The sequence below is a fragment of the Dactylosporangium sp. NPDC000521 genome, assembly GCF_042898305.1.
Lineage (GTDB): Bacteria > Actinomycetota > Actinomycetes > Mycobacteriales > Micromonosporaceae > Dactylosporangium.
Genome location: NZ_JBIAYW010000003.1, coordinates 419,928 through 441,057, shown reverse-complemented (window position 1 = coordinate 441,057; position 21,130 = coordinate 419,928). Strand labels below are relative to the sequence as shown.

Annotated in this window: 21 protein-coding genes, 4 tRNA genes and 1 pseudogene; 14 read left to right on the top strand and 12 right to left on the bottom strand. The window is 72.7% G+C overall.

Annotated features, from left to right (window positions below; genetic code table 11):
- Window positions 1-579: 579 nt before the first annotated feature.
- A complete protein-coding gene (locus ACFY3L_RS12230) occupies window positions 580-1,200 on the top strand; it encodes a lactate utilization protein C (RefSeq protein WP_389321927.1) in 621 nt (206 codons plus the stop codon).
- Between the two features lie 694 nt (window positions 1,201-1,894).
- On the opposite strand, the gene ACFY3L_RS12225 is transcribed toward ACFY3L_RS12230, so the two are convergent.
- The 4 genes from ACFY3L_RS12225 to ACFY3L_RS12210 all read right to left on the bottom strand — a co-directional run bounded on the left by ACFY3L_RS12225 (window position 1,895) and on the right by ACFY3L_RS12210 (window position 4,822).
- Window positions 1,895-2,860, bottom strand: coding sequence for a helix-hairpin-helix domain-containing protein (locus tag ACFY3L_RS12225; RefSeq protein ID WP_389321925.1), 966 nt, complete (start codon window positions 2,858-2,860; stop codon window positions 1,895-1,897).
- Window positions 2,861-2,983: 123 nt separating this feature from the next.
- Window positions 2,984-3,430 carry a hypothetical protein gene (locus tag ACFY3L_RS12220; protein WP_389321923.1) on the bottom strand — a complete coding sequence of 149 codons (447 nt, stop codon included), beginning with the start codon at window positions 3,428-3,430 and terminating at the stop codon, window positions 2,984-2,986.
- 32 nt (window positions 3,431-3,462) lie between these two features.
- Complete coding sequence (locus ACFY3L_RS12215; RefSeq protein ID WP_389321921.1) at window positions 3,463-3,981, bottom strand: D-alanyl-D-alanine carboxypeptidase family protein; 519 nt, start codon at window positions 3,979-3,981, stop codon at window positions 3,463-3,465.
- Window positions 3,982-4,006: 25 nt separating this feature from the next.
- Window positions 4,007-4,822: a cyclase family protein gene (locus ACFY3L_RS12210; protein ID WP_389321919.1), complete on the bottom strand. Its 816-nt coding sequence runs from the start codon at window positions 4,820-4,822 to the stop codon at window positions 4,007-4,009.
- Window positions 4,823-5,070: 248 nt separating this feature from the next.
- Between ACFY3L_RS12210 and ACFY3L_RS12205 the strand changes: the two genes are divergently transcribed.
- From ACFY3L_RS12205 to ACFY3L_RS12195, 3 genes are all read left to right on the top strand, one after another.
- Window positions 5,071-5,937 carry a DUF929 family protein gene (locus ACFY3L_RS12205; RefSeq protein WP_389321917.1) on the top strand — a complete coding sequence of 289 codons (867 nt, stop codon included), beginning with the start codon at window positions 5,071-5,073 and terminating at the stop codon, window positions 5,935-5,937.
- Window positions 5,938-5,939: 2 nt separating this feature from the next.
- Entirely contained in the window at window positions 5,940-6,404 is a 465-nt protein-coding gene (locus ACFY3L_RS12200) for a vitamin K epoxide reductase family protein (RefSeq protein WP_389321915.1), read from the top strand.
- Between the two features lie 80 nt (window positions 6,405-6,484).
- Entirely contained in the window at window positions 6,485-7,189 is a 705-nt protein-coding gene (locus ACFY3L_RS12195; protein ID WP_389321913.1) for a YcnI family protein, read from the top strand.
- A 429-nt stretch (window positions 7,190-7,618) separates the two neighbouring features.
- On the opposite strand, the pseudogene ACFY3L_RS12190 reads toward ACFY3L_RS12195, so the two are convergent.
- Window positions 7,619-7,750: pseudogene (locus tag ACFY3L_RS12190) on the bottom strand (methyl-accepting chemotaxis protein); the annotation flags it as partial.
- 429 nt (window positions 7,751-8,179) lie between these two features.
- Between ACFY3L_RS12190 and ACFY3L_RS12185 the strand changes: the two are divergent.
- Window positions 8,180-8,689, top strand: a complete 510-nt coding sequence (locus ACFY3L_RS12185; RefSeq protein WP_344503270.1) for a sigma-70 family RNA polymerase sigma factor — start codon at window positions 8,180-8,182, stop codon at window positions 8,687-8,689.
- On the top strand, window positions 8,686-9,399 hold the full coding sequence (locus tag ACFY3L_RS12180) for an anti-sigma factor family protein (RefSeq protein WP_389321911.1): 714 nt from the start codon (window positions 8,686-8,688) through the stop codon (window positions 9,397-9,399). Before ACFY3L_RS12185 ends, ACFY3L_RS12180 begins: the two co-directional genes overlap by 4 nt.
- A 1,071-nt stretch (window positions 9,400-10,470) precedes the next feature.
- Here the strand turns inward: ACFY3L_RS12180 and ACFY3L_RS12175 are convergent.
- A complete protein-coding gene (locus ACFY3L_RS12175; protein ID WP_389321909.1) occupies window positions 10,471-11,091 on the bottom strand; it encodes a (2Fe-2S)-binding protein in 621 nt (206 codons plus the stop codon).
- A 72-nt stretch (window positions 11,092-11,163) separates the two neighbouring features.
- Here ACFY3L_RS12175 and ACFY3L_RS12170 point away from each other — a divergent pair, with 72 nt between their 5' ends.
- Together ACFY3L_RS12170 and ACFY3L_RS12165 are read left to right on the top strand one after the other, a co-directional pair.
- Window positions 11,164-11,766, top strand: coding sequence for a TetR/AcrR family transcriptional regulator (locus tag ACFY3L_RS12170; protein WP_389321907.1), 603 nt, complete (start codon window positions 11,164-11,166; stop codon window positions 11,764-11,766).
- 39 nt (window positions 11,767-11,805) lie between these two features.
- Complete coding sequence (locus ACFY3L_RS12165; protein WP_389321905.1) at window positions 11,806-12,219, top strand: GntR family transcriptional regulator; 414 nt, start codon at window positions 11,806-11,808, stop codon at window positions 12,217-12,219.
- Between the two features lie 9 nt (window positions 12,220-12,228).
- Here ACFY3L_RS12165 and ACFY3L_RS12160 read toward each other — a convergent pair whose 3' ends face one another.
- From ACFY3L_RS12160 to ACFY3L_RS12150, 3 genes are all read right to left on the bottom strand, one after another.
- Window positions 12,229-13,962, bottom strand: a complete 1,734-nt coding sequence (locus ACFY3L_RS12160) for an Hsp70 family protein (RefSeq protein ID WP_389321903.1) — start codon at window positions 13,960-13,962, stop codon at window positions 12,229-12,231.
- Window positions 13,963-14,021: 59 nt separating this feature from the next.
- Window positions 14,022-14,831, bottom strand: coding sequence for a PP2C family protein-serine/threonine phosphatase (locus tag ACFY3L_RS12155; RefSeq protein WP_389321901.1), 810 nt, complete (start codon window positions 14,829-14,831; stop codon window positions 14,022-14,024).
- Between the two features lie 151 nt (window positions 14,832-14,982).
- A complete protein-coding gene (locus ACFY3L_RS12150) occupies window positions 14,983-15,624 on the bottom strand; it encodes a hypothetical protein (RefSeq protein ID WP_389321899.1) in 642 nt (213 codons plus the stop codon).
- Between the two features lie 235 nt (window positions 15,625-15,859).
- On the opposite strand from ACFY3L_RS12150, the gene ACFY3L_RS12145 reads away from it, so the two are divergent.
- Complete coding sequence (locus ACFY3L_RS12145; RefSeq protein ID WP_389321897.1) at window positions 15,860-17,569, top strand: hypothetical protein; 1,710 nt, start codon at window positions 15,860-15,862, stop codon at window positions 17,567-17,569.
- A 78-nt stretch (window positions 17,570-17,647) separates the two neighbouring features.
- Here ACFY3L_RS12145 and ACFY3L_RS12140 read toward each other — a convergent pair.
- Window positions 17,648-17,723, bottom strand: a tRNA-Gly gene (locus ACFY3L_RS12140).
- A gap of 73 nt (window positions 17,724-17,796) precedes the next feature.
- Here ACFY3L_RS12140 and ACFY3L_RS12135 point away from each other — a divergent pair.
- From ACFY3L_RS12135 to ACFY3L_RS12115, 5 genes are all read left to right on the top strand, one after another.
- On the top strand, window positions 17,797-18,852 hold the full coding sequence (locus ACFY3L_RS12135; protein ID WP_389321895.1) for a CapA family protein: 1,056 nt from the start codon (window positions 17,797-17,799) through the stop codon (window positions 18,850-18,852).
- A gap of 100 nt (window positions 18,853-18,952) precedes the next feature.
- Window positions 18,953-19,025: transfer RNA gene (locus ACFY3L_RS12130), tRNA-Gly, on the top strand.
- A gap of 17 nt (window positions 19,026-19,042) precedes the next feature.
- Window positions 19,043-19,113 (top strand) — tRNA-Cys (locus tag ACFY3L_RS12125).
- 36 nt (window positions 19,114-19,149) lie between these two features.
- Window positions 19,150-19,221 (top strand) — tRNA-Val (locus ACFY3L_RS12120).
- Between the two features lie 131 nt (window positions 19,222-19,352).
- The gene (locus ACFY3L_RS12115) at window positions 19,353-19,772 is read left to right on the top strand and encodes a hypothetical protein (RefSeq protein WP_389321893.1); all 420 of its coding nucleotides are present in this window, start codon (window positions 19,353-19,355) and stop codon (window positions 19,770-19,772) included.
- 44 nt (window positions 19,773-19,816) lie between these two features.
- On the opposite strand, the gene ACFY3L_RS12110 is transcribed toward ACFY3L_RS12115, so the two are convergent.
- Window positions 19,817-20,983, bottom strand: a complete 1,167-nt coding sequence (locus tag ACFY3L_RS12110) for a tyrosine-type recombinase/integrase (RefSeq protein ID WP_389321891.1) — start codon at window positions 20,981-20,983, stop codon at window positions 19,817-19,819.
- The gene (locus ACFY3L_RS12105) at window positions 20,980-21,126 is read right to left on the bottom strand and encodes a helix-turn-helix domain-containing protein (RefSeq protein WP_259868948.1); all 147 of its coding nucleotides are present in this window, start codon (window positions 21,124-21,126) and stop codon (window positions 20,980-20,982) included. The genes ACFY3L_RS12110 and ACFY3L_RS12105 overlap by 4 nt, the downstream gene beginning before the upstream one ends.
- Window positions 21,127-21,130 lie beyond the last annotated feature (4 nt).

Sequence of the window (21,130 nt, the reverse complement as noted above, 5' to 3'; positions counted from 1 at the left end):
TGACCTCCGCCCGGGCTTGTCTGCCGATTCCCGCCCCGGACCACCTTCTGGCCCCCGCCCGGGCTTGTCTGCCGACTCCCACCCCGGCCCGACCTCTGATCCGCTTCCCGACTCACCGGCTGACCTCCGCCCGGGCTTGTCTGCCGATTCCCGCCCCGGACCACCTTCTGGCCCCCGCCCAGGCTTGTCTGCCGACTCCCGGCCCGGCCTGTCCGTCGACCCCAGCCCCGGCCCAGCTCCCGACCCGCTCCCCGACTCACCTGCCGGCCCCCGTCTCGGCTCGGCGTCGGACCCGCTTCCCGACTCGCCAGCTGACCTCCGCCCCGGACCGCCTTCTGACCCCCGCCGGGGCTCGCCAGCTGGCCCGCGCCCGGGCTCGCCAGCTGGCCCGCGCCCCGGGGCGGCGTCTGATCCGCTTCCCGGTCCGGCCTCTGATCCCGGTCCCGGCTCCGCTGCCGGCCTCGGTCCTGGTTCGCCGGCCGATGCCCCGGGTGAGTCTGCTGTTGCCCGTCCTGACGAGCCTGCTGATCAGCGGCGTGATCTCCTTCCTGGTCCCCATCTCGATACGCAGGAGGGCTGATGCCTGACGCCCGCGCCGACGTTCTGGCCCGCATCCGGGCCGCGCTGGGCCCCGACCCTGCCGTGCCCGCCGTGCCGCGGGACTACCGGCGGGCAGGGACGGTCCCGGCCGGCTCGCCCGAGCTGCTGTCCCTGCTCACCGACCGCCTGACCGACTACAAGGCCACGGTCGTCCCCACCACCCCCGCCACGCTCGAGACCGACCTGCGCGCCGCCATCGACGCCACCATGCCCCCCGACGGCCGGCTGATCGTGCCGCCGGCCCTGCCCTTCGAGCTCCCCGGCGCACACGTCGACGACGGCACCCTCACCCCCGCCGACCTGGACACCTTCGCCGGCGTCGCCACCGCCTGCGCCGCCGCGTGCGCCGAGACCGGGACGATCGCCCTCGACGGCAGCCCCGACCAGGGCCGCCGCGTGATCACCCTCGTCCCCGACCGCCACTTCTGCGTGGTCCGCGCCGACCAGGTCGTCCACACCGTCCCCGACCTGCTCGCCCGCCTCGCCCCGACCCGCCCCCTGACCCTGATCAGCGGCCCCTCCGCCACCAGCGACATCGAACTCAACCGCGTCGAAGGCGTCCACGGCCCCCGCACCCTGGTCGTCCTCCTCGTCCACTAGCAGCCCCGGCCCGACCGGAGCCACCTCCGGCGCGAGCCGAGGCACCGAGAAGGAGGTCACCAGCGGCACGGGCCGCGCCGCGATCGGCTTCGGACGCGGCGAACCCGGGTGCGCCGGAGGTCCTCCACACGCCGCATCGACCGGGGCGGCTTTGGGCGCAAGTGCGTCGAGCACCAGATCGATCGGGAAGAGCGCCAGCTGGACCGCCGCGCCCCACGTGCGGGCCGCTGATCGGCGCGGTCGACGCTGAAGACAGGCAATATGCGAAACCACGGCACTGGACCGGGCAGCACGCCGAACAGCAGGCAGGGCCGGGGCAACCGGCGGAGCATCATGCGGGACCACGGCCGCGGCCCGGGCAGCGTGCGGAGCCGCAGCAGCAGGCGGAGCCGCGGACCGCGCTGCGGTGTGTGGCCTGCCGGGCGGTCCGAGCGGCCGGAGCCGTGCCAGCTTCAAGGCGTGACGGGCGGCGAGTCCATGGGTGCGGGCCTCCGCGAACTCGGCCCTGGCCCGCCGGCGCTCCTCGCGGCGACGGTCGCATTGAACGGCCGCCAGGTCAGATCGACAAGCCTCAGACAATGGCACAGCCAACATGCGCCGCCTCCCCCGATTGGCGCTGCCCCAGCATTCTCCCTCCCGCACAACGCCGAATCCAGTCGGGTCACGCCGTGTGAGCGAGCCGGCACACCTCGGATCAGTAGCGGCGAGGAGGCGTGAGGGTCAGGCGGTGCTGGATGCGCTCGAACTGGTGCGGCGACAGCCGGGCCGTCGTGGCGAACTCGGCGAGGCTGGTGAAGCCGCCCCGACGGTGGCGTTCGGAGAGGACGTGCGCGACACGGGCAGGGTCGAAGTCGTCAAGGGTGGCGAGCTGGGTGGCGTCCGCGGTGTTGACGTCGACGGATGCGGCGGTCGGGGTCCACGGTGTCGGCGCGGGCCACGGGGTGGTGGAGGTCGACGGGATCGGGTCGACCGTGAACTGCTGCGACGTGAACCCGGCGGACTGCGCCGCAAAGCCGGCCGCCGGCGTGGCAGGCGAACCGAAGCCGGCGGACTGCGCCGCCTGCGCCGAGAAGCCGGCCGTCTGCGCGGGGAAACCACCCGCCGGCGTCGCGTACGGATTGAACCCGCCGGGCGGGGTCGCCTGGACCGGGAAGCCGGCCGGCGGGGTCTGCGCGGGCGGCCCGGAGTACGGCACCGCGGACGCCGGACCCACCGGCGAACCCAACGCCGCCGGAGAACCGAACGCCGCAGGCGAACCGAACGCGGCCGGAGATCCGAACGCGGCCGGAGACCCGAACGCCGCCGGAGAGCCGAAAGCCGCCGCCGCGCGGCGCTGCTCCAGCCAGCGCAGCCAGTACACGTTGAGCACGAACGAATGGACGACGCACGCCACCCACAGCACGAGCCACAGCACCGCGAAGCCACCACCGCTGGAAGGATCGTCCGGCACCGTGGCCTTCTCCGACAGGACGACCATGGCGGTGCCCACGAGGAGGTACCCGACGCCGCAGCCCCACCACGCCGGCCTACGAGCGCGCAGGCCGACCAGGACCAGGCCCGCGCCGCTGAAGCAGCCGAGCCCCAGGATCGAGATCAGGACCCACCAGCTCTGCAGGAGCTTCCAGCCGAAACTCGGGCGGACGGCGGGTGCCGGATACATCTGGTCTCCTGTCAGGCCAGGCGGCGAACGCATCGACGGGGGTCGCCCGCGACACTAACAGCGGGCGGCCCACGCCGTTGCCCACAGCGCCGCGCCGAAGACGCGCACCACCGTCAGGACGGTTCACCCGTCCCAGGCCCACGCCGTCGTCCACAGCGCGGCGGCGAAGGCCGCACCGACCAGGACCAGCATCGTCCAGGCGCGTAACCGGAGGGCGCGGCGCAGACCGGGGCGCTCGGCAGGCAGCGCGAACACCCGGGTCGGCCAGTGCCGCCAGGACACGTCGGCGAACACGGCGGCGGCCGCACCGTACAGGAGCAACACCGCGACGAAGACGGCACTGCCCGTCAGTGCGAGGATCGCGGCCGCCGTGGCCAGCAGCGCGGCGACGATCGGGACGACCTTCCAACGGTTGCCCTGGGCGAGCAGCGTCAGCAACTCCTCCAGCCGGTCGTCGTCGAGCCCGGCACGGGCCAGCTTCGGCTGGACGACCAGCAGGCTGTAGCCCATCGAGCCGCACCACATGGCGGCCAGGCCGAGATGCGCGGTGAGCAGCAACGACAACACCATGCCCGGCAGCGTAGCCGCCGGGTACGACAACTTCAGGCGGTGAACTTCCAGTGCCACGGCTCGCGGGGCGTGTTCTCGGTGAAGCCGAAACGGCCGCCGTTGGCCCGCATCCAGGCCTGTGCCCTGGCGTCGAGGTCCAGGTCGACGGCGAGGCCCCAGCCGTGGTCGCTGGTGCCGGGCTTCGCGGCCAGGCCGCCCTGGGAGTAGAGGCCCTTGCGGCGGGCCAGGTCGACCTGCTCGTCATAGCTGCGGTACGAGTCGGTGATCCCGATCTTCACGCCGTCGCGCTGCGCCGCGCGCATGAGACTCTCGAGGGCGGCCGCGGCGGGTGCGGCGAGGCGGTGCCCGGTCGAGCCGACCTCGGCGAGCGCCGTGACGGGGATGCGGCCGTTCTCGTAGCGGTCCTGCAACGACGTGGCAGCCGACAGCGCCGAGGCGAAGGACGACTCCGGCGCGGCCTGGACGGCGGGCGGAGGAGGGGACAGCGCGGCGAGCTGCGAGCGGATCTCTGCCATCCGGGTGGCGATGCCGGTGATGCCTTCCACACGCACCGCATCGGCACCCGGAGGCGCGACTTTAGTGCGGAAGGACGCCGTAGATGAGCGCGGTCGACCCGGAGCCCTTCGCGTTGATGAAGCCGCCGCACAGGATCGACCCGCCGGTCGCCGGGAACTTGGCCAGGTTCGCCAGGATCTCCAGGCTGATGCGGTGCCGCCGGTACACCAGCAACGACGCCCTGAAGTCGGGGTCGGTGCCCAGGTCGGGGCCGAACGTGTCGATGCCGGTGCCGCCGTTGCGCCCGATCCGGCCGGTGTCGATGAACCACTGGACGGTCTCGGGAGCGAAGCCCGGCTGGTGCAGGACCCCGTCGGCGTCCAGGTTCGGGAACGCGTCGGTCCCCCACTTGTCCTCCCAGCCGGTCCACATGATGATCATCGACTCGTCGGGGATGCGGCCGTGCCGGCGCTCCCACTGCTTCACGTCGTCGATCGTCAGCGCGTAGTCGGCGTTGCGGGCGCACTTGTCCCTCACGTCGATCTTGACCGCGGGCAGGAACAGGTCGTTGGGGTCGAGGTCGTCCGCCAGCGGCTCGCCGGCGTTGAAGTGCCCGGGCGCACCCCAGTGCGTGCCGGTCGCCTCGCCCTCGCGGACGTACTGCAGGTAGTAGCCCTCGTTCTCGATGGTGGCGATGGTCTCCAGCTCGAACGCCGGGTCTCCGGGGTAGATGTTGGTCGTCGCCGGGTCGTTGACGTGCGACAGGCTGATCAGCCGGGTCTTGCCGGGCTTCAACGCTGGGCCCCCGCTCTCGGCGGCCGCCGCGGTGCCGGCCAGGCCCGCGGCACCGGCGACCGCACCGCTCGCCGCCGCTGTCAGAAGATGTCGTCGCTGCATGGTCGATAAGCCCCTCACGTCCGTGTCCAGGTGCCGCCATGCCACATTGCACCGCCGCACCGGCCCGCGCAAGATCTGCCGCTGTACACGGCGTGGCGGGACCTTCGACCCAGTGCGACGGACGCGCGTCTGCCTAAAGTCAGCCGCGGAGGGAACCAACGGGCGGGTCCGATACGACTAATAGGCAGACGAGTGGGGGGTTGCGCGTGTCGAAGCGCCAGCGGGACTCGCGCGAATACGCGCGACGGATGCGACTGATCCAGGAGCGGGCGACCGCCAGGCAGGGCAGGATGCGCAAGGCGCAGGCCGCGATCGCCGCCGTCCTGGTCGTGTTCGCGGTCATGATCGTCGCCAAGCTCGGAGGCGCCGGGGGCCCGGAGACCAAGCCCGCACCGGCCTTCCCCACCGGCGAAGCGGCCGCCGCGATCGTCGCGGCATTGACGTCGGTCCCACCCGCGGTCCTCGACCAGGTCGGCGCCGGATCCGCCGAGATCCTGCCGAAGGCGGTCACCGGCCAGCAGGTGCTCACCGAGGGCGGCAAGCCCCTGGTGCTGTATGTCGGCGCCGAGTACTGCCCGTTCTGCGCCGCGCAGCGCTGGCCGGTGGTGGTCGCGCTGTCCAGGTTCGGGACGTTCAGCGGCCTGACGATCACCGCCTCGGCGGCCGACGACGTCTACCCCAACACGCCGACCGTGTCGTTCCACGGCAGCACGTACACCAGCGACGTGCTCACCTTCCAGGGCGTCGAGACCAGCGGCAGGACCCGCAAGGGCGGCTCGTACACGCCGCTGGACCAGCTGACACCCCAGCAGGCGCAGGTGGTGCAGAAGTTCAACGCCCCGCCGTACGTGGACGCCCAGTCCGCCGGGTCGATCCCGTTCGTCGACTACGCCAACCAGGCGGTCACCTCCGGCGCGACGTTCAGCCCGGACCTGCTCGCCGGCATGACCGCCGAGCAGGTGACCAAGGCACTGTCCGACCCCGGCAGCGCGATCGCCAAGGCGGTCAACGGCAACGCCAACGCGATCACCGCCGTGCTGTGCAAGCTGACCGGCGGCAAACCGGCGAACGTCTGCACCAGCCAGGCCGTGACCGCCTTCCAGGGAAAGGTCTGAGCATGACCGAGACCACCACCTACCCGCTGGTGCAGCGATGGGTGCCGCCCGTTTCGCTGGTGCTGTCCGCGCTCGGCCTGGCCGTTTCCGTGTACCTGACGTATGAGCACTTCACGTCGTCGACGACCCTCGCGTGCCCGGACACGGGAGCGCTCAACTGCCTGAAGGTCACCACCAGCGAGCAGTCCGCGGTGTTCGGCGTCCCCGTGGCGGTGCTGGGGCTGCTGTACTTCGCGGCCATGCTGGCCCTGTCGGCGCTGTGGCGGACACCGCGCCGGGAGGTGCGGCTCGCCCGTCTCGCCTGCACCGTCGTCGGCGTGCTGTTCGTCGCCTGGCTGGTCTACGCGGAGCTCTTCACCCTGGACGCCATCTGCCTGTGGTGCACGGCGGTGCACGTCCTGGCGATCGGCCTGTTCGCCGTCACGGCGCTCGGCACGGCGTATGCCGACCCGGCGGATTTAGCGTAGAACCGCGGGGAACTTTCCGGTGGCCCGGGGCGACTACCCGGTTGACCTTGTCGTTCCTGCCCGAGAGGACAGCCCGCATCATGCGCCTGACCCACGTGGTCCGCGCGGGTGTCGCCGTCGCCGCGGCCGCCGCCGCTGCACTCGCCTTCCCCGCCGCCGCCTCCGCTCATGTCACCGTCAACCCCAGCACCGCCACGCAGGGTGGCTACACCAAGGTGACGTTCCGGGTGCCCAACGAGCGCGACGACGCCTCCACCACCAAGCTCGAGATCGCGCTGCCCACGGACAAGCCGATCGCGTCCGTGTCGCTCAAGCCCCTCCAGGGCTGGACGGCCGTCGCGGAGACCAGCAAGCTCCCCACACCGATCAAGACCGACGACGGCGAGCTCACCGACGCCGTCTCGAAGATCACCTGGACCGCGGCGGCCGGCGCGGAGATCAAGCCGCACCAGTTCCAGGAGTTCGACGTGTCGCTCGGCCCGCTCCCGGCCACCGACCAGATCGTTTTCAAGGCGCTGCAGACCTACTCCACCGGTGAGGTCGTCCGCTGGATCGACGAGCCCGCCGCCGGCGCCGAGGCCGAGCACCCCGCCCCGGTCCTCAAGCTCACCAAGAAGACCGACGCCACGGCATCCGCGGCACCTGCCGCAACGGCCGCCGCGAAGGACGATGACGGCGGCAGCGGCGACGGTACGGCCATCGGGCTGGGCATCGCGGGCCTCGCCTTCGGCGTGGCCGGCCTGGTCGTCGCCGTCCTGGCCCTCCGCCGCTCGCGGGCGTCCTGAGGACCACAGCACCATTGATCGAAGAGCGGATCCGGTCACCATCACGACCGGATCCGCTCTTCGATCAAGCGGCTCGATCAGCACTGCGGTCGGCGGCTCACAGGCGGAACTGCGGACGCGGTGTGGTGCAGGCGGCCGGCCAGGGCCCTGAGCTCGCCGGCCGCGCTCCGCCTCTTCAGCGCCGGCCCTGCTGCCCACGTCGCCGACGTGACCGCGGCGATCGAGGTGGCGACGTGGGTCGCGCCGCCGGCGGCCTTGGCGGCGTTGCGGGTCATCTTCGCGGTCGTCGCCGGCTGCTGCCCGACCGCCGGCGCGATCGCCGCCTGATGGTCGCCGATTCCGGCGATCCCGGTGACGGCGGCGCAGGTGCCCCTGCTGGATGGCGGTGACCCGGTGCGCGATGCTCTCCGTCGCCCGCGAGGTCTCCTCGGCCAGGCCCTTGGCCTCGTCGGCGACGACGGCGAAGCCGCGGCCCGCCTCGCCGGCCCTGGCGGCCCCGATCGTGGCGTTCAGCGCGAGCAGGCTCGTCTGCCGGGCGATCGGCGTGACGAGCTTGACCACGTCCTTGATCTCCGCCGAGGCGGTGCCGACCGGCCGATCGGCGTGACGAGCTTGACCACGTCCTTGGTCTCCGCCGAGGCGGTGCCGACCGGCCGATCGTCGCGTACGTGGCCTCGGCCGCGGCCGACGCTCCCCCCGGCGGCCTCGGCTGCATTGCGGGCGGTCTCACGCCCATCTCCCCGGCGCAGGTGGCACGGTGAGGCTGCGGCTCAGCGCCGAGATCAGCAAGGCGGCCAGCAGTGCGGCGGTTGTGCCAGGACCGCGACGAAGCACACCGCCGGCCGCATCCGCCGGAGCATCGAGCCCGCAAGCGGCAATCGGGCAGGTACCCGCAAAGTCGCGGAACACCGGAATTCGCCAGGTGGTTGAACCCGCAACCGTTTCGTGGTGTACACCTCTCAAGGACCCGCGCGGACGAGGGAGACCCGGTTGACCAGGGACGAGGAGCTGATGACCGCGCTGTACACCGAGCATTACGGTGTGCTGCTCGGCTTCGTGTCTCGGTACGAACGCGACCGCCACCGTGCCGAGGACCTCGTCCAGGAGACCCTCCTGCGGGCCTGGAAGCACATCGGCAGGATCGACGTCAGCCGGGACACCACCCGCGCGTACCTGCTGACGATCGCCCGCAACGTGGTCAGCAACGCGTGGCGGGCCGACCAGCGCCGCCCCCGGCTCGTCGACGACCCCGACGCGATCGCCGCGGTCGCCGACGCCGACAACGTCGACGAGCTCGTCGAGGGCTGGCTCGTCCGCGCCGCCCTCGACCGGCTGTCCGTGGAGCACCGGCAGGTGGTGGAGTCGGTCTACTACGACGGCCGGACCGTCGCCGACACCGCCCGCCACCTGTCCGTGCCCGAGGGGACCGTCAAGTCGCGCGCCTACTATGCGGTCCGGGCGCTGCGCGCGGTGTTCGAGGAGATGGGGGTGCTGCGATGAGTGAGGAGCATGAGCTGGTGCGCCCCTTGCTCGGCGGGTACGTGCTCGGCGGCCTCGACGACGCCGACCAGGCCCGGGTCGACGCGCACCTGAGCGGCTGCGCCGGCTGCCGCGCGGAGGTCGACCGGCTCGCCCCGGTGCCCGAGCTGCTGCAACGGCTCCCGCCCGGACCATCCCCGGCGCCGTTGGAGGCCCCGACCCGCGACGGCCTCGACGCGTTCCTGCGCCGGGCCGCGCTGCCGGAGCGCCGCCGGACCGCGCGGCAGGTCGCGGGGGTCGCCGCCGCCGTCGTCGTGCTGGCAGCCGTCGTCTTCACCGTTTGGCCGGAGTCGTCGCCGGTACCGACTGCGACACCGCAAACAGCTCCGCCGCCGGCGACGCAGCAGTCCTCGTCACCGGGGCCCGCCGCCGGCACGGTGGTCCAGTTCGTCGCGGCCGCGGGCAGCGCCATGTCGGGCCGGGCAACCTTGTCACCGCGGCAGTGGGGCGTGTCGGTGGCCCTCGAACTCACCGACCTGCCGGGCGAGGGCCCGTTCGTGCTGCGGGTCGTCGGCCGCGGCGGCCAGGAGGAGCAGGCCGCGTGCTGGGGCCGCACCACGTCAGCCTCGGCCCGCGTGACGGGCGCCAGCTCCATCCAGCTACCCAACGTCGACAAGGTCACCGTCTCCGACCACGACGGCCACCTTCTGGGCACCGCCGCCCCCCACTGAACCGCACCCGCGACACCCCACCGCGAACACCCCACCACTACACCGCTCCCCGAACAACCCCGCCGCGTACGCCACACCACCACCACGCCGCGAACATCCCGCCGCAACACCACGCCGCGAACGCCGCACCACAACGCCGTGCTGAGAACGCCCCGCCACAACACCACACGCAAACGCCCCATCGCGAACGCGCACCACCACGCCCCGACCACCCCTCTCCACAACGCCGCGCCGCGAACATCGCACGACAACCCCGCGCCGCGAACGCCGCACCACAACGCCGTGCTGAGAACGCCCCGCCGCAACACCACACCGCAGACGCCCATCGCGAAGCGCCGCCACGCCGCGAACACCCCGCCACACCCCGCGCCGCGAACACCCCGGCCACAACGCCGCGCCGCGACATCGCACCACAACGCCGCGCCGCGAACGCCGCACCACAACGCTGCGCGGAGAAAGCCCTGGCTGCGACGCCGCGCCGCGATCGCCATACCGCAACGCCGCACCCGGACCGCCGGCAAGGGCAGAGCCACACTTACAACCCAACGCCCGCAACGAAGCACCCGCGACGCCACGTCTCAACGAAGCACCCGCAATGCAGCGCCTGGACCGCCGTCCCAGTACTGAGCCACATCCGCGACGACGCCACAATCCAACGCCCGCAACTCAGCCCCAGACCACCGCCGGGTGCTGAGCCACGTCCGCGACGACGCGCCCATGACCAACCGCCCACAACACAACATCCAGCGCCGAGCCGCACCCGCGGCGCCGTCCCCACAACGCAACGCCCCGCAACCCAGCGGCCAGACCACCGCCGGGTGCTGAGCCGCGTCCGCGACGACGCGCCCATGACCAACCGCCCACAACACAGCATCCAGCGCCGAGCCGCACCCGCGGCGCCGCCCCCACAACGCAACGCCCGCGACCCAGCGCCCCCGACGCCACCACCGCTACCCGGCGCCCGCAGTGCGGCGGCCAGGATGCGGTGGGAAGAAGGCAGCGCCTCAACACGAGCGCTCGCGCCGCCACCCGTGACCCAGCGCCACGGTGCGGCGGGTGGGAGGTGGTGCCTCAGGTTTGTCGCAGGATGCAGTCGCCGCAGGTGCCGCCGCCGGGGATGCGGTAGTACAGGCAGCAGTTGCGGCGGCGTAGTGCGCGGCCGTGCAGGTCGGCGGTGCCGGCGAGGGGGGCGGTGGTCAGCAGGTCGGCGACGAAGGTCCAGACGGCGGGGTCGTCGAGCTGGCCGGCGGCGCCGGCGAGGGCTGAGCTGACGTTGCCCCACAGGACCTTCGGCGACAGCCTGAACTCGGCCCGGAACACCTCGAGCAGCGGCGCGACCAGCCCCAGCAGGATCCGCTCGTGGAAGGCGCCGCGCACCAGAGGGCCGCCGGGCGGGGCGGTGCACGCGATCGGCCAGGGGCCGCCGGGGACGGGCTTCCAGAACAGCTGCGCAGGCTCCGGGTAGCGGGGGTCGAGCAGCGGCGGGGCGAGCAGCCGCGACGCGACACCGAGGAACGTCACCGACGCGACGACCCGCACCGGCACCACCGCGGGGTCGAGCCCGAACATCGTCAGAAGGGTCTCGCGCGCCACCCCGACCCGCTCCGCCGCGACGGCCGGGTCGAGCAGGTCGGCGAACGGCCGCCAGCCGTCTCCCGGTGTGCGGTCCTCCCAGACGAAGTACGGGTTCACGAGGCGCAGCGTAATCCAGCGATGCGGGACGATGACCGGATCGCGGCCCGGCGCGGGCGATACCATTGGCTGATGTCCGTGACCGCAGACACCGGCGAGCGTTCGCGGATCATCGAGGCCGCGCACCGCTGCCTGGTCGACACCGGCGGCGAAGGCCTCTCCGTCACCGGGGTCCTCACCGCCGCAGGCCTGTCCACCAGGGCGTTCTACCGGCACTTCGGCTCCAAGGACGCGCTGCTGCTGGCGATGTTCCGCCGCGACAGCGACCGGGTCCACGCGGAGCTGACCGCGGCCGCGGACGCCGCCGCCACGCCGCCGGACGCGTTGCGGGCGTGGATCTCCGGGTTCCTGTCGCTGACCGCCGACAGCCGGCGCCGGCGAGGGGTCCTCGTCATGTCGTGCGGCGAGCTGATGGGCACCGCCGGCTATGCGGCGGAGCGGGCGCGCCAGCTCGGCGCGCACCGGTGCGCGATCGCCGCGATCCTTGAGCGGGGGCGCGTGGACGGGTCGCTGCCGTGGGCCGACCCCGACGCGGACGCGCGGACGATCACGGCGGCGTTGTCCGCGGCGTTCCAGGAGCGGATGGCCGCCAGCCCGTCGCCCGGGGCCGCCGAGTCCGCCGCGGGGCAGGTCACCGACTTCGCGCTGCGCGCCCTGGGTGCGACCGCCAACTGACGCTTCCCCAACCTGTGGCCTATTGGCTACAGTCAGCGCATGCCGCCACGGTACGAGCTGGTCGCCGACTCCCTTCGGGCCCAGATCATGGCCGGGACGTTACGACCGGGAGCGCTGATCCCGAGTGCCGGCGCGCTCGCCCACGAGCACGACGTCGGCCGGGACACGGCGTTGAAGGGCATCGCCGTCCTCCGGCGGGAGGGGCTGCTGTTCCTGGCCCCGGACAAGTCCATCCGGGTCGGTCCGGTCGTGGGCAGGGCCACACGCGGGCCGCTGAGCGGCCCCGACGACGTGCTCGACGTGCCGCCCGGCGGGGTCGTGTCGGCCCGGATGCCGACGCGGCGGGAGCGGGAGCGCTTCGACCTGCCGGAAGGGGTGCCGGTGCTGGTCGTGCGCACCGGCACCGGGGAGGAGGTCCACCCCGCCGACCGGTACGGGCTGCGGCTGCCGTAACCATCATGGTCAGTCGGACCAGGCGGCGACGCCGTCCAGCCGGGTGGCGATGGCGTGCCACGTGGAGCGGACCGTGTCGGCGTCGACGGTGGCGAGGCGGCGGCGGCTGGAGCGGGCGGTGAAGGGCTGGTCGGCGGCACGGAGCAGGTCGTCGACGGTGTCGAGGAGCGTGCCGGGGGCGAGGAGCGCGCTGATGTCGTGCAGGTCGAACTCCTCGGCCAGTTCGACGGCCACGTCCCGGGCGCCGATCAGCAGGTCGGGCAGCCACTGCTGCGGCGGGAAGCCGAGGTTGTACTGCACCAGGTCCAGGTCGATCAGGTCTTCGTCGCCGGGGTGGCTGACGAGCGTCACGAACCGCTCGCGGGCGGCGTCCCAGCCCGGGACGGCGGCGAGCTCGTGGGTGTCGTCGGTCAGCAGGTACTCCGTGAGGCCTTCGACGCTGCGGAACAGCAGCGGGCCGCCGGCCCGGGCGAGGAACACGGTCCGTTCGGGTTCGGTGAAGCGGGCCCGGATCGTCCAGCCGCTCCCGGAGGGCAGGCCGAGGTGCAGCGGGTGGAACGGCGCGTCCCGCCACACGTCGGCGGCCACCAGCGTCCAGGGGTCCGGCAGCCACCTCCACAGGTGTGCGCCGTCGCCACCCGACTGCCTCGGCGTCGCCGGCGGAGGCGCCGGGGCGGCCGCCTGCCGGGGGAACCCGCTCAGGACCGCCAGGCTGCCCTCGGCGGCGGCGAGTTTCGGGTGGTCGGCGGCGACCGGCTCGATTCCGGTGGCGCGGTGGAGCAGGGTCGCGACGAGCGGCAGCAGGGTCGCGCCGCCGGCGAGGTGCACGCCTTCGACCGACGTCTCGTCGACGCCGGCGGCCCGCATGGTCCGCAGGGTCAGCTCGGCGGTGGGGCGGAGCAGGGGCGTCGCGATCCGCTCCAGGTCGGCCGGGGTCAGGGTCACGTCGACCCCGCCGGCGACGCGGACGGTGACGGGCACCCCCGTGGACAGGAGCTCCTTCGCGCGCCGCGCCTGGTCCAGGAGCCCGCGCCAGGCGCCGGACCCACCGCCCGGGGCCGCCGAAGAGCCGCCGGACGTGCCAGGGGCGCCCGGGGTCGCCGCGAGCAGGTGGGTGGCGATCGCCGCGTCGAGGTCCAGGCCGCCGGCGCCCGCCAGGCCCGCGGAGGCGACGATCCGTGGGCCGTCGGCGGAGGGTTGGACGACGGCGACCTCGAAGATGGCGGCGCCCAGCTCGTACGTAATGAAACTCCGCCCGGACGTGACCGGCAGCCGCCCGGCGAGCGCGCCGGCCAGCGCGACCGGTGACGGCACGAGCCTGGCGGCCGGCAACCCCGCCATCGACGCGGCGGCCAGCAGCGCACCACGGGCGTGGGCGCCCCAGGACGCGGGATGGGTCAGGGCGACCTCCCGCAGCGCGGCCCCGCCGGTGACCCGAAGCGCCTCGGCGTGCACGGCCCACAGGATCGCCGCGAACAGGTGCACGACCGGGACGTCCATCCCACCGAGCGGCACGCTCTCCGCGGCGGCGTGCGACTTCGGATGCGGCTCGAACCGGTCAGGATCCCCGGCGCCGCCCCGGACCGCGGCGGCGCCGACCGCCAGGACCCCCTCGGCCACGTCGAGGTGCACCGCCGACGGCAGCAGCGGCGACCCGTCGAACAGCAGCGGCGTCACCCGCCCGCCGGCGCTCTTGAGGACCGCGACCGTGCTGCCGGTGCCGACGTCGATGCCGAGATGCATCGACCGATGGTGCCAGGCCGTCCGCCGCCTGTCGCCCCCGCCGGCGCGGCGGCGGGAGGTCAGGGCTGCGTGGGGATGCCGATCGGGTCGGTGTCCATGCCGAGATGGGCGGCGACGCCCGTGTCGGTGTCCTCGTCCTCGGGGGCGGCGTGCGCGCCACGGGTGCGAGGCCCTGCGTCCGGGTCGGTCGCGAGGTGGTCCACGACGACGACGGTGACGTTGTCGCGCCCGCCGGCGAGGACGGCCCGGCGCACGAGGAGGTCGGCGGCGGCCTGGGCGACCGGCTCGGCCCGCAGGGCGGCGGCGATCTGGTCGTCGGTGAGCTCCAGGGGCAGGCCGTCGGAGCAGACGACGAAGCGCTCCCCCGGCACCGGCGACAGCACCCACAGGTCGGCGTCGGGTGCGGGCCTGGTGCCGAGCGCCCGCGTGATCACGCCGCGGCGGCGGGTGACGCTCTCGGGCGCGGTGTGGTCGACGGTGAGCTGGGTGAGGGCGTCGCCGTCGTAGCGGTACACCCGGGAATCGCCGACGTTGAACACGGCCCAGCGCTCGGTGTCGCCGTCGAGCACGAGGCTGAGACCGGTGACCGTGGTGCCCATGCCGGTGCGGACGGGGTGCTCGACGGCTGAGGCGAGGATGTCGGCGTTGGCGCGGGCGATCTCGTCGTGCACGTCCTGCGGGGTGCGGTCGGGCAGGTCCGCGAGCCGCCGCAGCGCCGAGACGGCGAGCTCGCTGGCGATGTCACCGGCGGCGTGCCCGCCCATGCCGTCGGCGACGGCGTACACCCCGGCGGCGACCAGCGCACTGTCCTCGTTGCGCCGCCGCACCCGGCCGATGTCGCTGGCAACGCCAGCCCGAACCGTCGTCACAAGGCACCAGCCCGGACCGTCATCACCAAGGCACCCACCCGAACCGTCGCTACAAGGCACCAGCCGGCACCGTCATCACACAGGGCACCCGGCCGGACCGTCGTCGCCAGGCACCGGCCGCACGCCGCACGCACCGGGCCCGGACCGGAGGTCACGAGGCACCGGCCTGAGCCGCGCCCGCCGCGGTGCCGGCGCCGAACCGCGACACCAGCGCGGCGACCACGTCGTCCCGATCGACCGGCGAGAGCGCGCCCGAGCCGTCGTCCGCCGACAGCATCCACGTCCCGTCGGCGGAGCGGGCGATCGCGACCCCCGCACCCTCCGACGCGATCGCCACGGCGGCCTCACCCTCGCCGGCCGTGCACCGGTCGACGAACCTGGCGAGCGGCGACGCAAGGGGCTCGGCCGGGTCGAGGACCTCGATCCCGAACAGCCCGAAGGGCCCCGGGTAGGTCGCGAGGCGGCCGGCCGTGCCGCTGAACACATGCATCGCAAGCGTCCTGTCGCCGGCCGATCCGGCCGCCTCCGTCGTCGTGTGCAGCGTCGCCAGGGCCGCGACCGCGCCGAGGACCAGCGCGCCCGGCACGACGTCGCCGCCCTCGTCGGTGCACAGGCCGCGGGCCAGCAGCGACGCGACCCCGGCGGCGGTGACGATGTCGGTGGCCGCCTCGGGCTGCAGGGCGAGCCGGCGCCGGACGCCGTCCATCGCGGCCGTGCGCTCACCGTGCGGGCCGGCGGCGGAGCGGAGCAGAAACTCCAGCTCCGCGAACGTGCACAAGGTCGTGTCCGCCATGCTCCTCCTTCACGTGTGCGCCGCGAGAAGCCGAGAAAAGCCGAAGGAAGAACGGCCCGATGAGACTACCAGGAGCCGGACCGCCGCAATCCGCCGCGGCCCAGCCGGCCCGTCCGAGCACGGCACGGAACGGCACACTGATCGCCCTCACCCTCAATTCGTACAAATGGCGCAAAACGCGGGCGTTTCACTGTTCACCTGCGGGTGAGGGCGGCGGCGGGGCAACGTCGAAGGAGTGGATCACGCAACAGGGCTGAGCCGGCGCGCGGTGCTGCTCGCGGCCGCCTGCGCCGGCGCGGGTGTCGCCGCCGAAGCCCCGGACGCCGCGGCGGCGGCCCCCTCACCCGGCGCGCTGCGGCCGGTCAGCATGGCGACGCACATTCACGGGCCGTTCAGCGAAGGGCTCGCCAGCTACGCCGCGCACCTCGAGCAGGCCCGCAAGCACAAGGTCGACGTGGTCTGGTGGACCGACCACGACTTCCGGATCGCGGCGTCCGGGCACCGGCAGGCCGTGCACTTCGACGGCGCCTCCGAACCCGAGCACGGGCTCGACTGGACGTGGAAGCAGCACCTCGTCGGCAAGCCCCGTGGCCACACCGCCGACTTCGTCGCCTCGCCGCACTCCCCGCGCGACGGCACCGGCAGGGCGCTGCGCCTGAGCGCCACCGGCGACGGCGCGCTGCGCATGGAGGGCATCGCCTGGAACGCGATGGCGAACGCCTGCGTCGCCGACACCGTCCTCACCCTGGACGTGCTGCCCGAGCAGCTCGCCGGCGGGTCGCTGACGCTGGAGATCCAGCTGTCCAACCAGCCGGGCAAGGGGGTGCTGCGGCTGCGGTACGACATCGGCGGCGCGAACAAGATCACGCACAAGGCCGACAAGGCGGTCGGCACGGTGACGCGCCCCGTGCAGGCGGGGGCCTGGCAGTCGCTGACGTTCGCTTTGCGCGACGACATCGCGGCGCTGTGGCCCGACATCACCGCCGGCGACAACGCCCTCACCGGGCTGGCGCTGGAGGTCCGGCAGGCCCGGTTCGTGGTCGACCGGCTCACCTTCGACCGGACCCGCCGCGCCGGGCAGGCCGGCGAGCAGCTGCGCGCCGAGGTCATCGCCGCCGTCGCGAAACGCTACCCGGACGTCACCCAGTTCCGGGCCCTCGAGGTCTCGATGGTCAGGCACCTGAACTGGTTCGGCGGCGACCTGACCCTCCCGCCGTTCCCGAGCCCGCCGCTGCGCGACAACGACCCCGACCTGACGGAGTCCATGGTCCGCCGCCTGCACGCCCACGGCGGCCTCGTCTGCTGGAACCATCCGATGGACGTGGCGAAGCGCGACGAGCTGGCGAAGCTGATCGTGACGCGGGGCGCCCTCGGCGCCGACCTCGTCGAGATCGGCCGTGACCCTGTCGAGGACCTGCTCTGGGTGTACGACGTCGCCGCCCGCAACTGCGTCTTCTTCACCGCTCTGGGCAGCAGCGACGACCACGACGCCACCGACTGGGCGACCAACGAGGACCACTTCGTCAGCCATGTCTGGTCCCCCTCGAAGAGCCGCGCCGACCTGCTGCGCGCCCTGTCGGCCGGCGCCGCCTGGTTCACCGACCTCGTCTCGTTCCGCGGTGCCCTCGACCTCCGCGTCGGCGGTGTCTCCTACATGGGGGCGGTCCTGGTGGGCGCGGCGCCCGTGAAGGTCGACGTGACGGCGACGAAGCTGCCGAAGGGCGCGAAGCTGGAGGTCGTCACCGGCAAGCTCGGGAGCGGCCTGTCGCCGTCCACGAAGATCACCGGCGGCACGTCGGTGCTGCTGCAGCCCGGCACCTACGTGCGATCGCAGGTCCGGCTCAAGAACGGCACGGTCGCGGGCGTGTCGAACCCGCTGTGGCTGCTGGCGAAGGCGCCTGCCACACCGATCCCGGTGGCCCGGCGGCGGGCATTGCCCTACTGAACTCCGGCCCGCGCTACTCGCCCGGGGTGCTACCCGCCCGGGTGCTACTCGGCCGAGTGTTGCTTGGCCGGTGGTTCTTGGAGCGGACGACGAGATTCGAACTCGCGACCCTCACCTTGGCAAGGTGATGCGCTACCAGCTGCGCTACGTCCGCGTTGCTGTGAAGACTCTAGCGCATCGTCGTGCGGCGTTCACCGAGGGGGGCGGTCACCCGATAGCGTGACGCCGTGAGACGCCTGATGTTCACGATGCCGCTGCTGCTCATCGCCGGTTGCACGGCCACCGCGGCACCCTCCGCCGCCGTGCCGTCGCCGTCCTCATCGCCATCTTCACCGGCTCCGGCCTCCCCGTCTCCCACCCCGGTCGACCTGACGCTCGCCTTCGCCGGCGACGTGCACTTCATGGACCGGACCGCCAAGCTGCTCGCGGACCCGGCGACCGCGTTCGGCCCGATCGCGGCGCAGCTGTCCTCGGCCGACCTCACGATCGTCAACCTGGAGACGGCGATCACGTCCCGCGGGACCGAGGAGCCGAAGACGTACCACTTCCGCACCACGCCCGTCGCGATCGACGCCCTCAGGGCGGCCGGGGTCGACGCGGTCAGCATCGCCAACAACCACACCCTCGACTACGGCCGGGGCGGGCTGCTCGACACCCTGGACGCCGTCCACAAGGCCGGCTATCCGGCGTTCGGGGCCGGCGCCACCATCGACGAGGCGTACCGGCCCTGGCTGACCACCGTCCGCGGCGTGAAGATCGCCGTGCTCGGCTTCAACCAGGTCAGCGAGCTCGCCTCCAGCTGGGCCGCCGGCCCCGGCAAGCCCGGCATCGCCATGGCGTTCGACACCGCCCGCGCGACCGCCGCGGTCGCCGCCGCCCGCGCCCAGGCCGACCTCGTCATCGTGTTCAACCACTGGGGTGACGAAGGCAACAGCTGCGCCAACAGCGCCCAGAAGACCTTCGCGGCCCAGCTCTCCACCGCCGGCGCCGACCTGATCATCGGCTCCCACGCCCACACCCTGCAGGGATCGGGCTGGCTGGGCTCCACGTTCGTCGCGTACGGGATGGCCAACTTCCTCTGGTACGGCACCTCCAAGAGCACCGAGACCGGCGTCCTGCGCCTGACGGTCCGGGACCGCAAGGTCACCAAGCGCGAGTTCCTGCCCGCCGTCGTCTCGGGCACCGGCCAGCCCAAGCTGCTCACCGGCACCGCCGCGACCAAGCTCAGCCAGCGGTACGACAGCCTCCAGACCTGCGCCGGCCTCGCCGCCCAACCCCGCTGACCCACCCCCGACGCGCCGGATCCGGATACCGGTTTGGCATGACGGTTGGCGGTCGGCTAGAGTTTCAATCCGTCGCCGGGTGCAAGACAGGCCAGGCGGTGCGGACGTAGCGCAGCTGGTAGCGCATCACCTTGCCAAGGTGAGGGTCGCGAGTTCGAATCTCGTCGTCCGCTCGGGAACAAGTGACCACGGTGGGGTGGCCGAGAGGCGAGGCAACGGCCTGCAAAGCCGTGTACACGGGTTCAAATCCCGTTCCCACCTCGGAAAGGCCACACCACGGTGAGGCACCCCAAGCTAGGGCGATTGGCGCAGTGGGAGCGCGCTTCCTTGACACGGAAGAGGTCACTGGTTCAAACCCAGTATCGCCCACGCAGGTCAGAGGGCCGGTCGACACAGTCGACCGGCCCTCTGCTTATGCCTGAGTGCCCAACTGAGTGCCTACGCTCCTCGCCGAGATTCCGATCTCCGTAAGGATCGGGCGTCGAGGGGATGATCACGCCGTGACTCCGGAAGAGCTGCTGACGTTGGCCCGGTCCGACAGCTGGGCGGACCGAGCACAGGCTGGCCGAGGACTGAGCGGCTTCGTAGGCGACCCGCAGGTGGACGAGGCCGTGCGGTACCTGCTTCTGAATGCCGGCGACACCGCCGTGATCGACGCGACCGCCGAGGCGCTGTTGGAACGCGGTGATGTCGCGGCGCTGCGACTGTTCGCGTACGCCTGGAGAAGGGCCGACGGCGAGTACGCGGATCACCTGTCCTCGGCCCTCAGCGGTCTGTTCTTTACGTTGTCTTGTGGCTCGTCGGCAGATCGTGACGGCTTCCGGTCGCTCCTGCACGAGTTGCTTGCCGATGTTGACGTGACGGTCCGGGACGGCGCACAGAATCTCCTGACTCGCCTCGACTGGGTGCGATTCGAGTAGCGGGTGGGGTCACGTCGATGCGACGTGACCCCACCCGCCCCAGCTCAGCCGAAATCCGTCCGGTCAGGGTCACTGACACCGAAAATTTTGTCCATGGCGACCGCCCCGGTGAGCAGCACCGGGCGGAGTTCGTGGCGGTAGACCGCCTCCGTCACCCGCGTGCCGGCGTGACCCATGAGATCGGCGATCTCCTCGATCCGCATTCCCCCGCTGGACAGCAGCGACACGAAGCTGTGGCGTAGCTCGCGCGGCGTCCAGTTGTGATCCGTCAGCCCGGCCTTCCTGGCGACGGCCCGGAAGGCGCGCCGCACGTTGGCCGCGTCGAGCGCCGCGCCGCTCGACGTCGAGAACACCAGGTCGGTCTCCTGCCAGCCCTCGCGGTCCTTCCGCTGCTTCGCCTGGTGCGCGGTGAGCGCCACAACGCACCGGGCCGGGATGGCGAGGGTTCGACGGGACTTCTTGGTCTTGGTGTCTCCGCCGTCCCGGACCGACCGCCACACCTGGATGGACGGCGGGATCGGCGGGTCGACGTCGTCCAGGCCGACGAGGTCGACGTGCGCCCACGTGAGCGCCCGCAGCTCCTCGGTCCGCGCGCCGGTCAGCAGCGACACCACGATGTATGCCTCGGCCGGTGCGCCCTTAGCTGCGTCGAGCAGTGCACTCGCTTGCGGGAGCGTGAGCGACCTCGACGGACGGCCCGGTTGCCCGGTCGGTACGCCACACAGCGCCACGACATTGCGCTTCACCTTGTCCCGGGCCATGGCCCTGGTGATCGCCCGGTTGAGGTAGTTGTGCAGGTTCTGCAGGGTCGCCGTGCTGAGCGTCTTGGCCTTGGCGGCGAGCCACTTGTCGACGTCGCTCGCGCTCAGTACGCGCAGCTTCCGGGCGCCCAGGTCGGGGATGATGTGGGTGTTGCACATCCCCGTGCACTTCGTCACGGTCGCCTCTGAGCGCCCGTTCAGGCCGTAGGCCAGCCAGTCCCGGACGGCATCCGCCACGGTGTAGTTCTGCGGCGCGATGGCCAGGCCGTCTTCGTGGTCGCGGAGCACCTCCTTCAGCTTGGCTCGCGCTTCGGTCTTGGTCTTTCCGCTCCCCCGGCGCATGATGCGCTTTCCGGCCGGCGTGTAGCCGACCACGACGGCGGCGATGAACCGCTGTCGCTCTTCGTCCCAGTAGAGGCTTCCCTCGCCCCTACCTCTGCGCGCGGTCACGCGGCCTCCCGTTCCAGCAGCGCGACGTACTCGGAGATCGCGCTGTCCGGCACGAGCCGGGCGCGGCCCTGCTTCACGGTGCGGAGGCGGCCGGCGCGGATCTGCTCGTAGATGACGGTCCGGCTGATGCTGAGCTGCTCCATCGCC

What these genes read in the sequence shown, in the direction of transcription:
- ACFY3L_RS12105 (WP_259868948.1), bottom strand. Translation starts at nt 21,126, where the DNA reads ATGGAGCAGCTCAGCATCAGCCGGACCGTCATCTACGAGCAGATCCGC.
- ACFY3L_RS12230 (WP_389321927.1), top strand. Translation starts at nt 580, where the DNA reads ATGCCTGACGCCCGCGCCGACGTTCTGGCCCGCATCCGGGCCGCGCTG.
- ACFY3L_RS12220 (WP_389321923.1), bottom strand. Translation starts at nt 3,430, where the DNA reads ATGGTGTTGTCGTTGCTGCTCACCGCGCATCTCGGCCTGGCCGCCATG.
- ACFY3L_RS12160 (WP_389321903.1), bottom strand. Translation starts at nt 13,962, where the DNA reads ATGCATCTCGGCATCGACGTCGGCACCGGCAGCACGGTCGCGGTCCTC.
- ACFY3L_RS12165 (WP_389321905.1), top strand. Translation starts at nt 11,806, where the DNA reads ATGCCGCCACGGTACGAGCTGGTCGCCGACTCCCTTCGGGCCCAGATC.
- ACFY3L_RS12205 (WP_389321917.1), top strand. Translation starts at nt 5,071, where the DNA reads ATGCGACTGATCCAGGAGCGGGCGACCGCCAGGCAGGGCAGGATGCGC.
- ACFY3L_RS12200 (WP_389321915.1), top strand. Translation starts at nt 5,940, where the DNA reads ATGACCGAGACCACCACCTACCCGCTGGTGCAGCGATGGGTGCCGCCC.
- ACFY3L_RS12225 (WP_389321925.1), bottom strand. Translation starts at nt 2,860, where the DNA reads ATGTATCCGGCACCCGCCGTCCGCCCGAGTTTCGGCTGGAAGCTCCTG.
- ACFY3L_RS12180 (WP_389321911.1), top strand. Translation starts at nt 8,686, where the DNA reads ATGAGTGAGGAGCATGAGCTGGTGCGCCCCTTGCTCGGCGGGTACGTG.
- ACFY3L_RS12210 (WP_389321919.1), bottom strand. Translation starts at nt 4,822, where the DNA reads ATGCAGCGACGACATCTTCTGACAGCGGCGGCGAGCGGTGCGGTCGCC.
- ACFY3L_RS12150 (WP_389321899.1), bottom strand. Translation starts at nt 15,624, where the DNA reads ATGGCGGACACGACCTTGTGCACGTTCGCGGAGCTGGAGTTTCTGCTC.
- ACFY3L_RS12170 (WP_389321907.1), top strand. Translation starts at nt 11,164, where the DNA reads ATGTCCGTGACCGCAGACACCGGCGAGCGTTCGCGGATCATCGAGGCC.
- ACFY3L_RS12195 (WP_389321913.1), top strand. Translation starts at nt 6,485, where the DNA reads ATGCGCCTGACCCACGTGGTCCGCGCGGGTGTCGCCGTCGCCGCGGCC.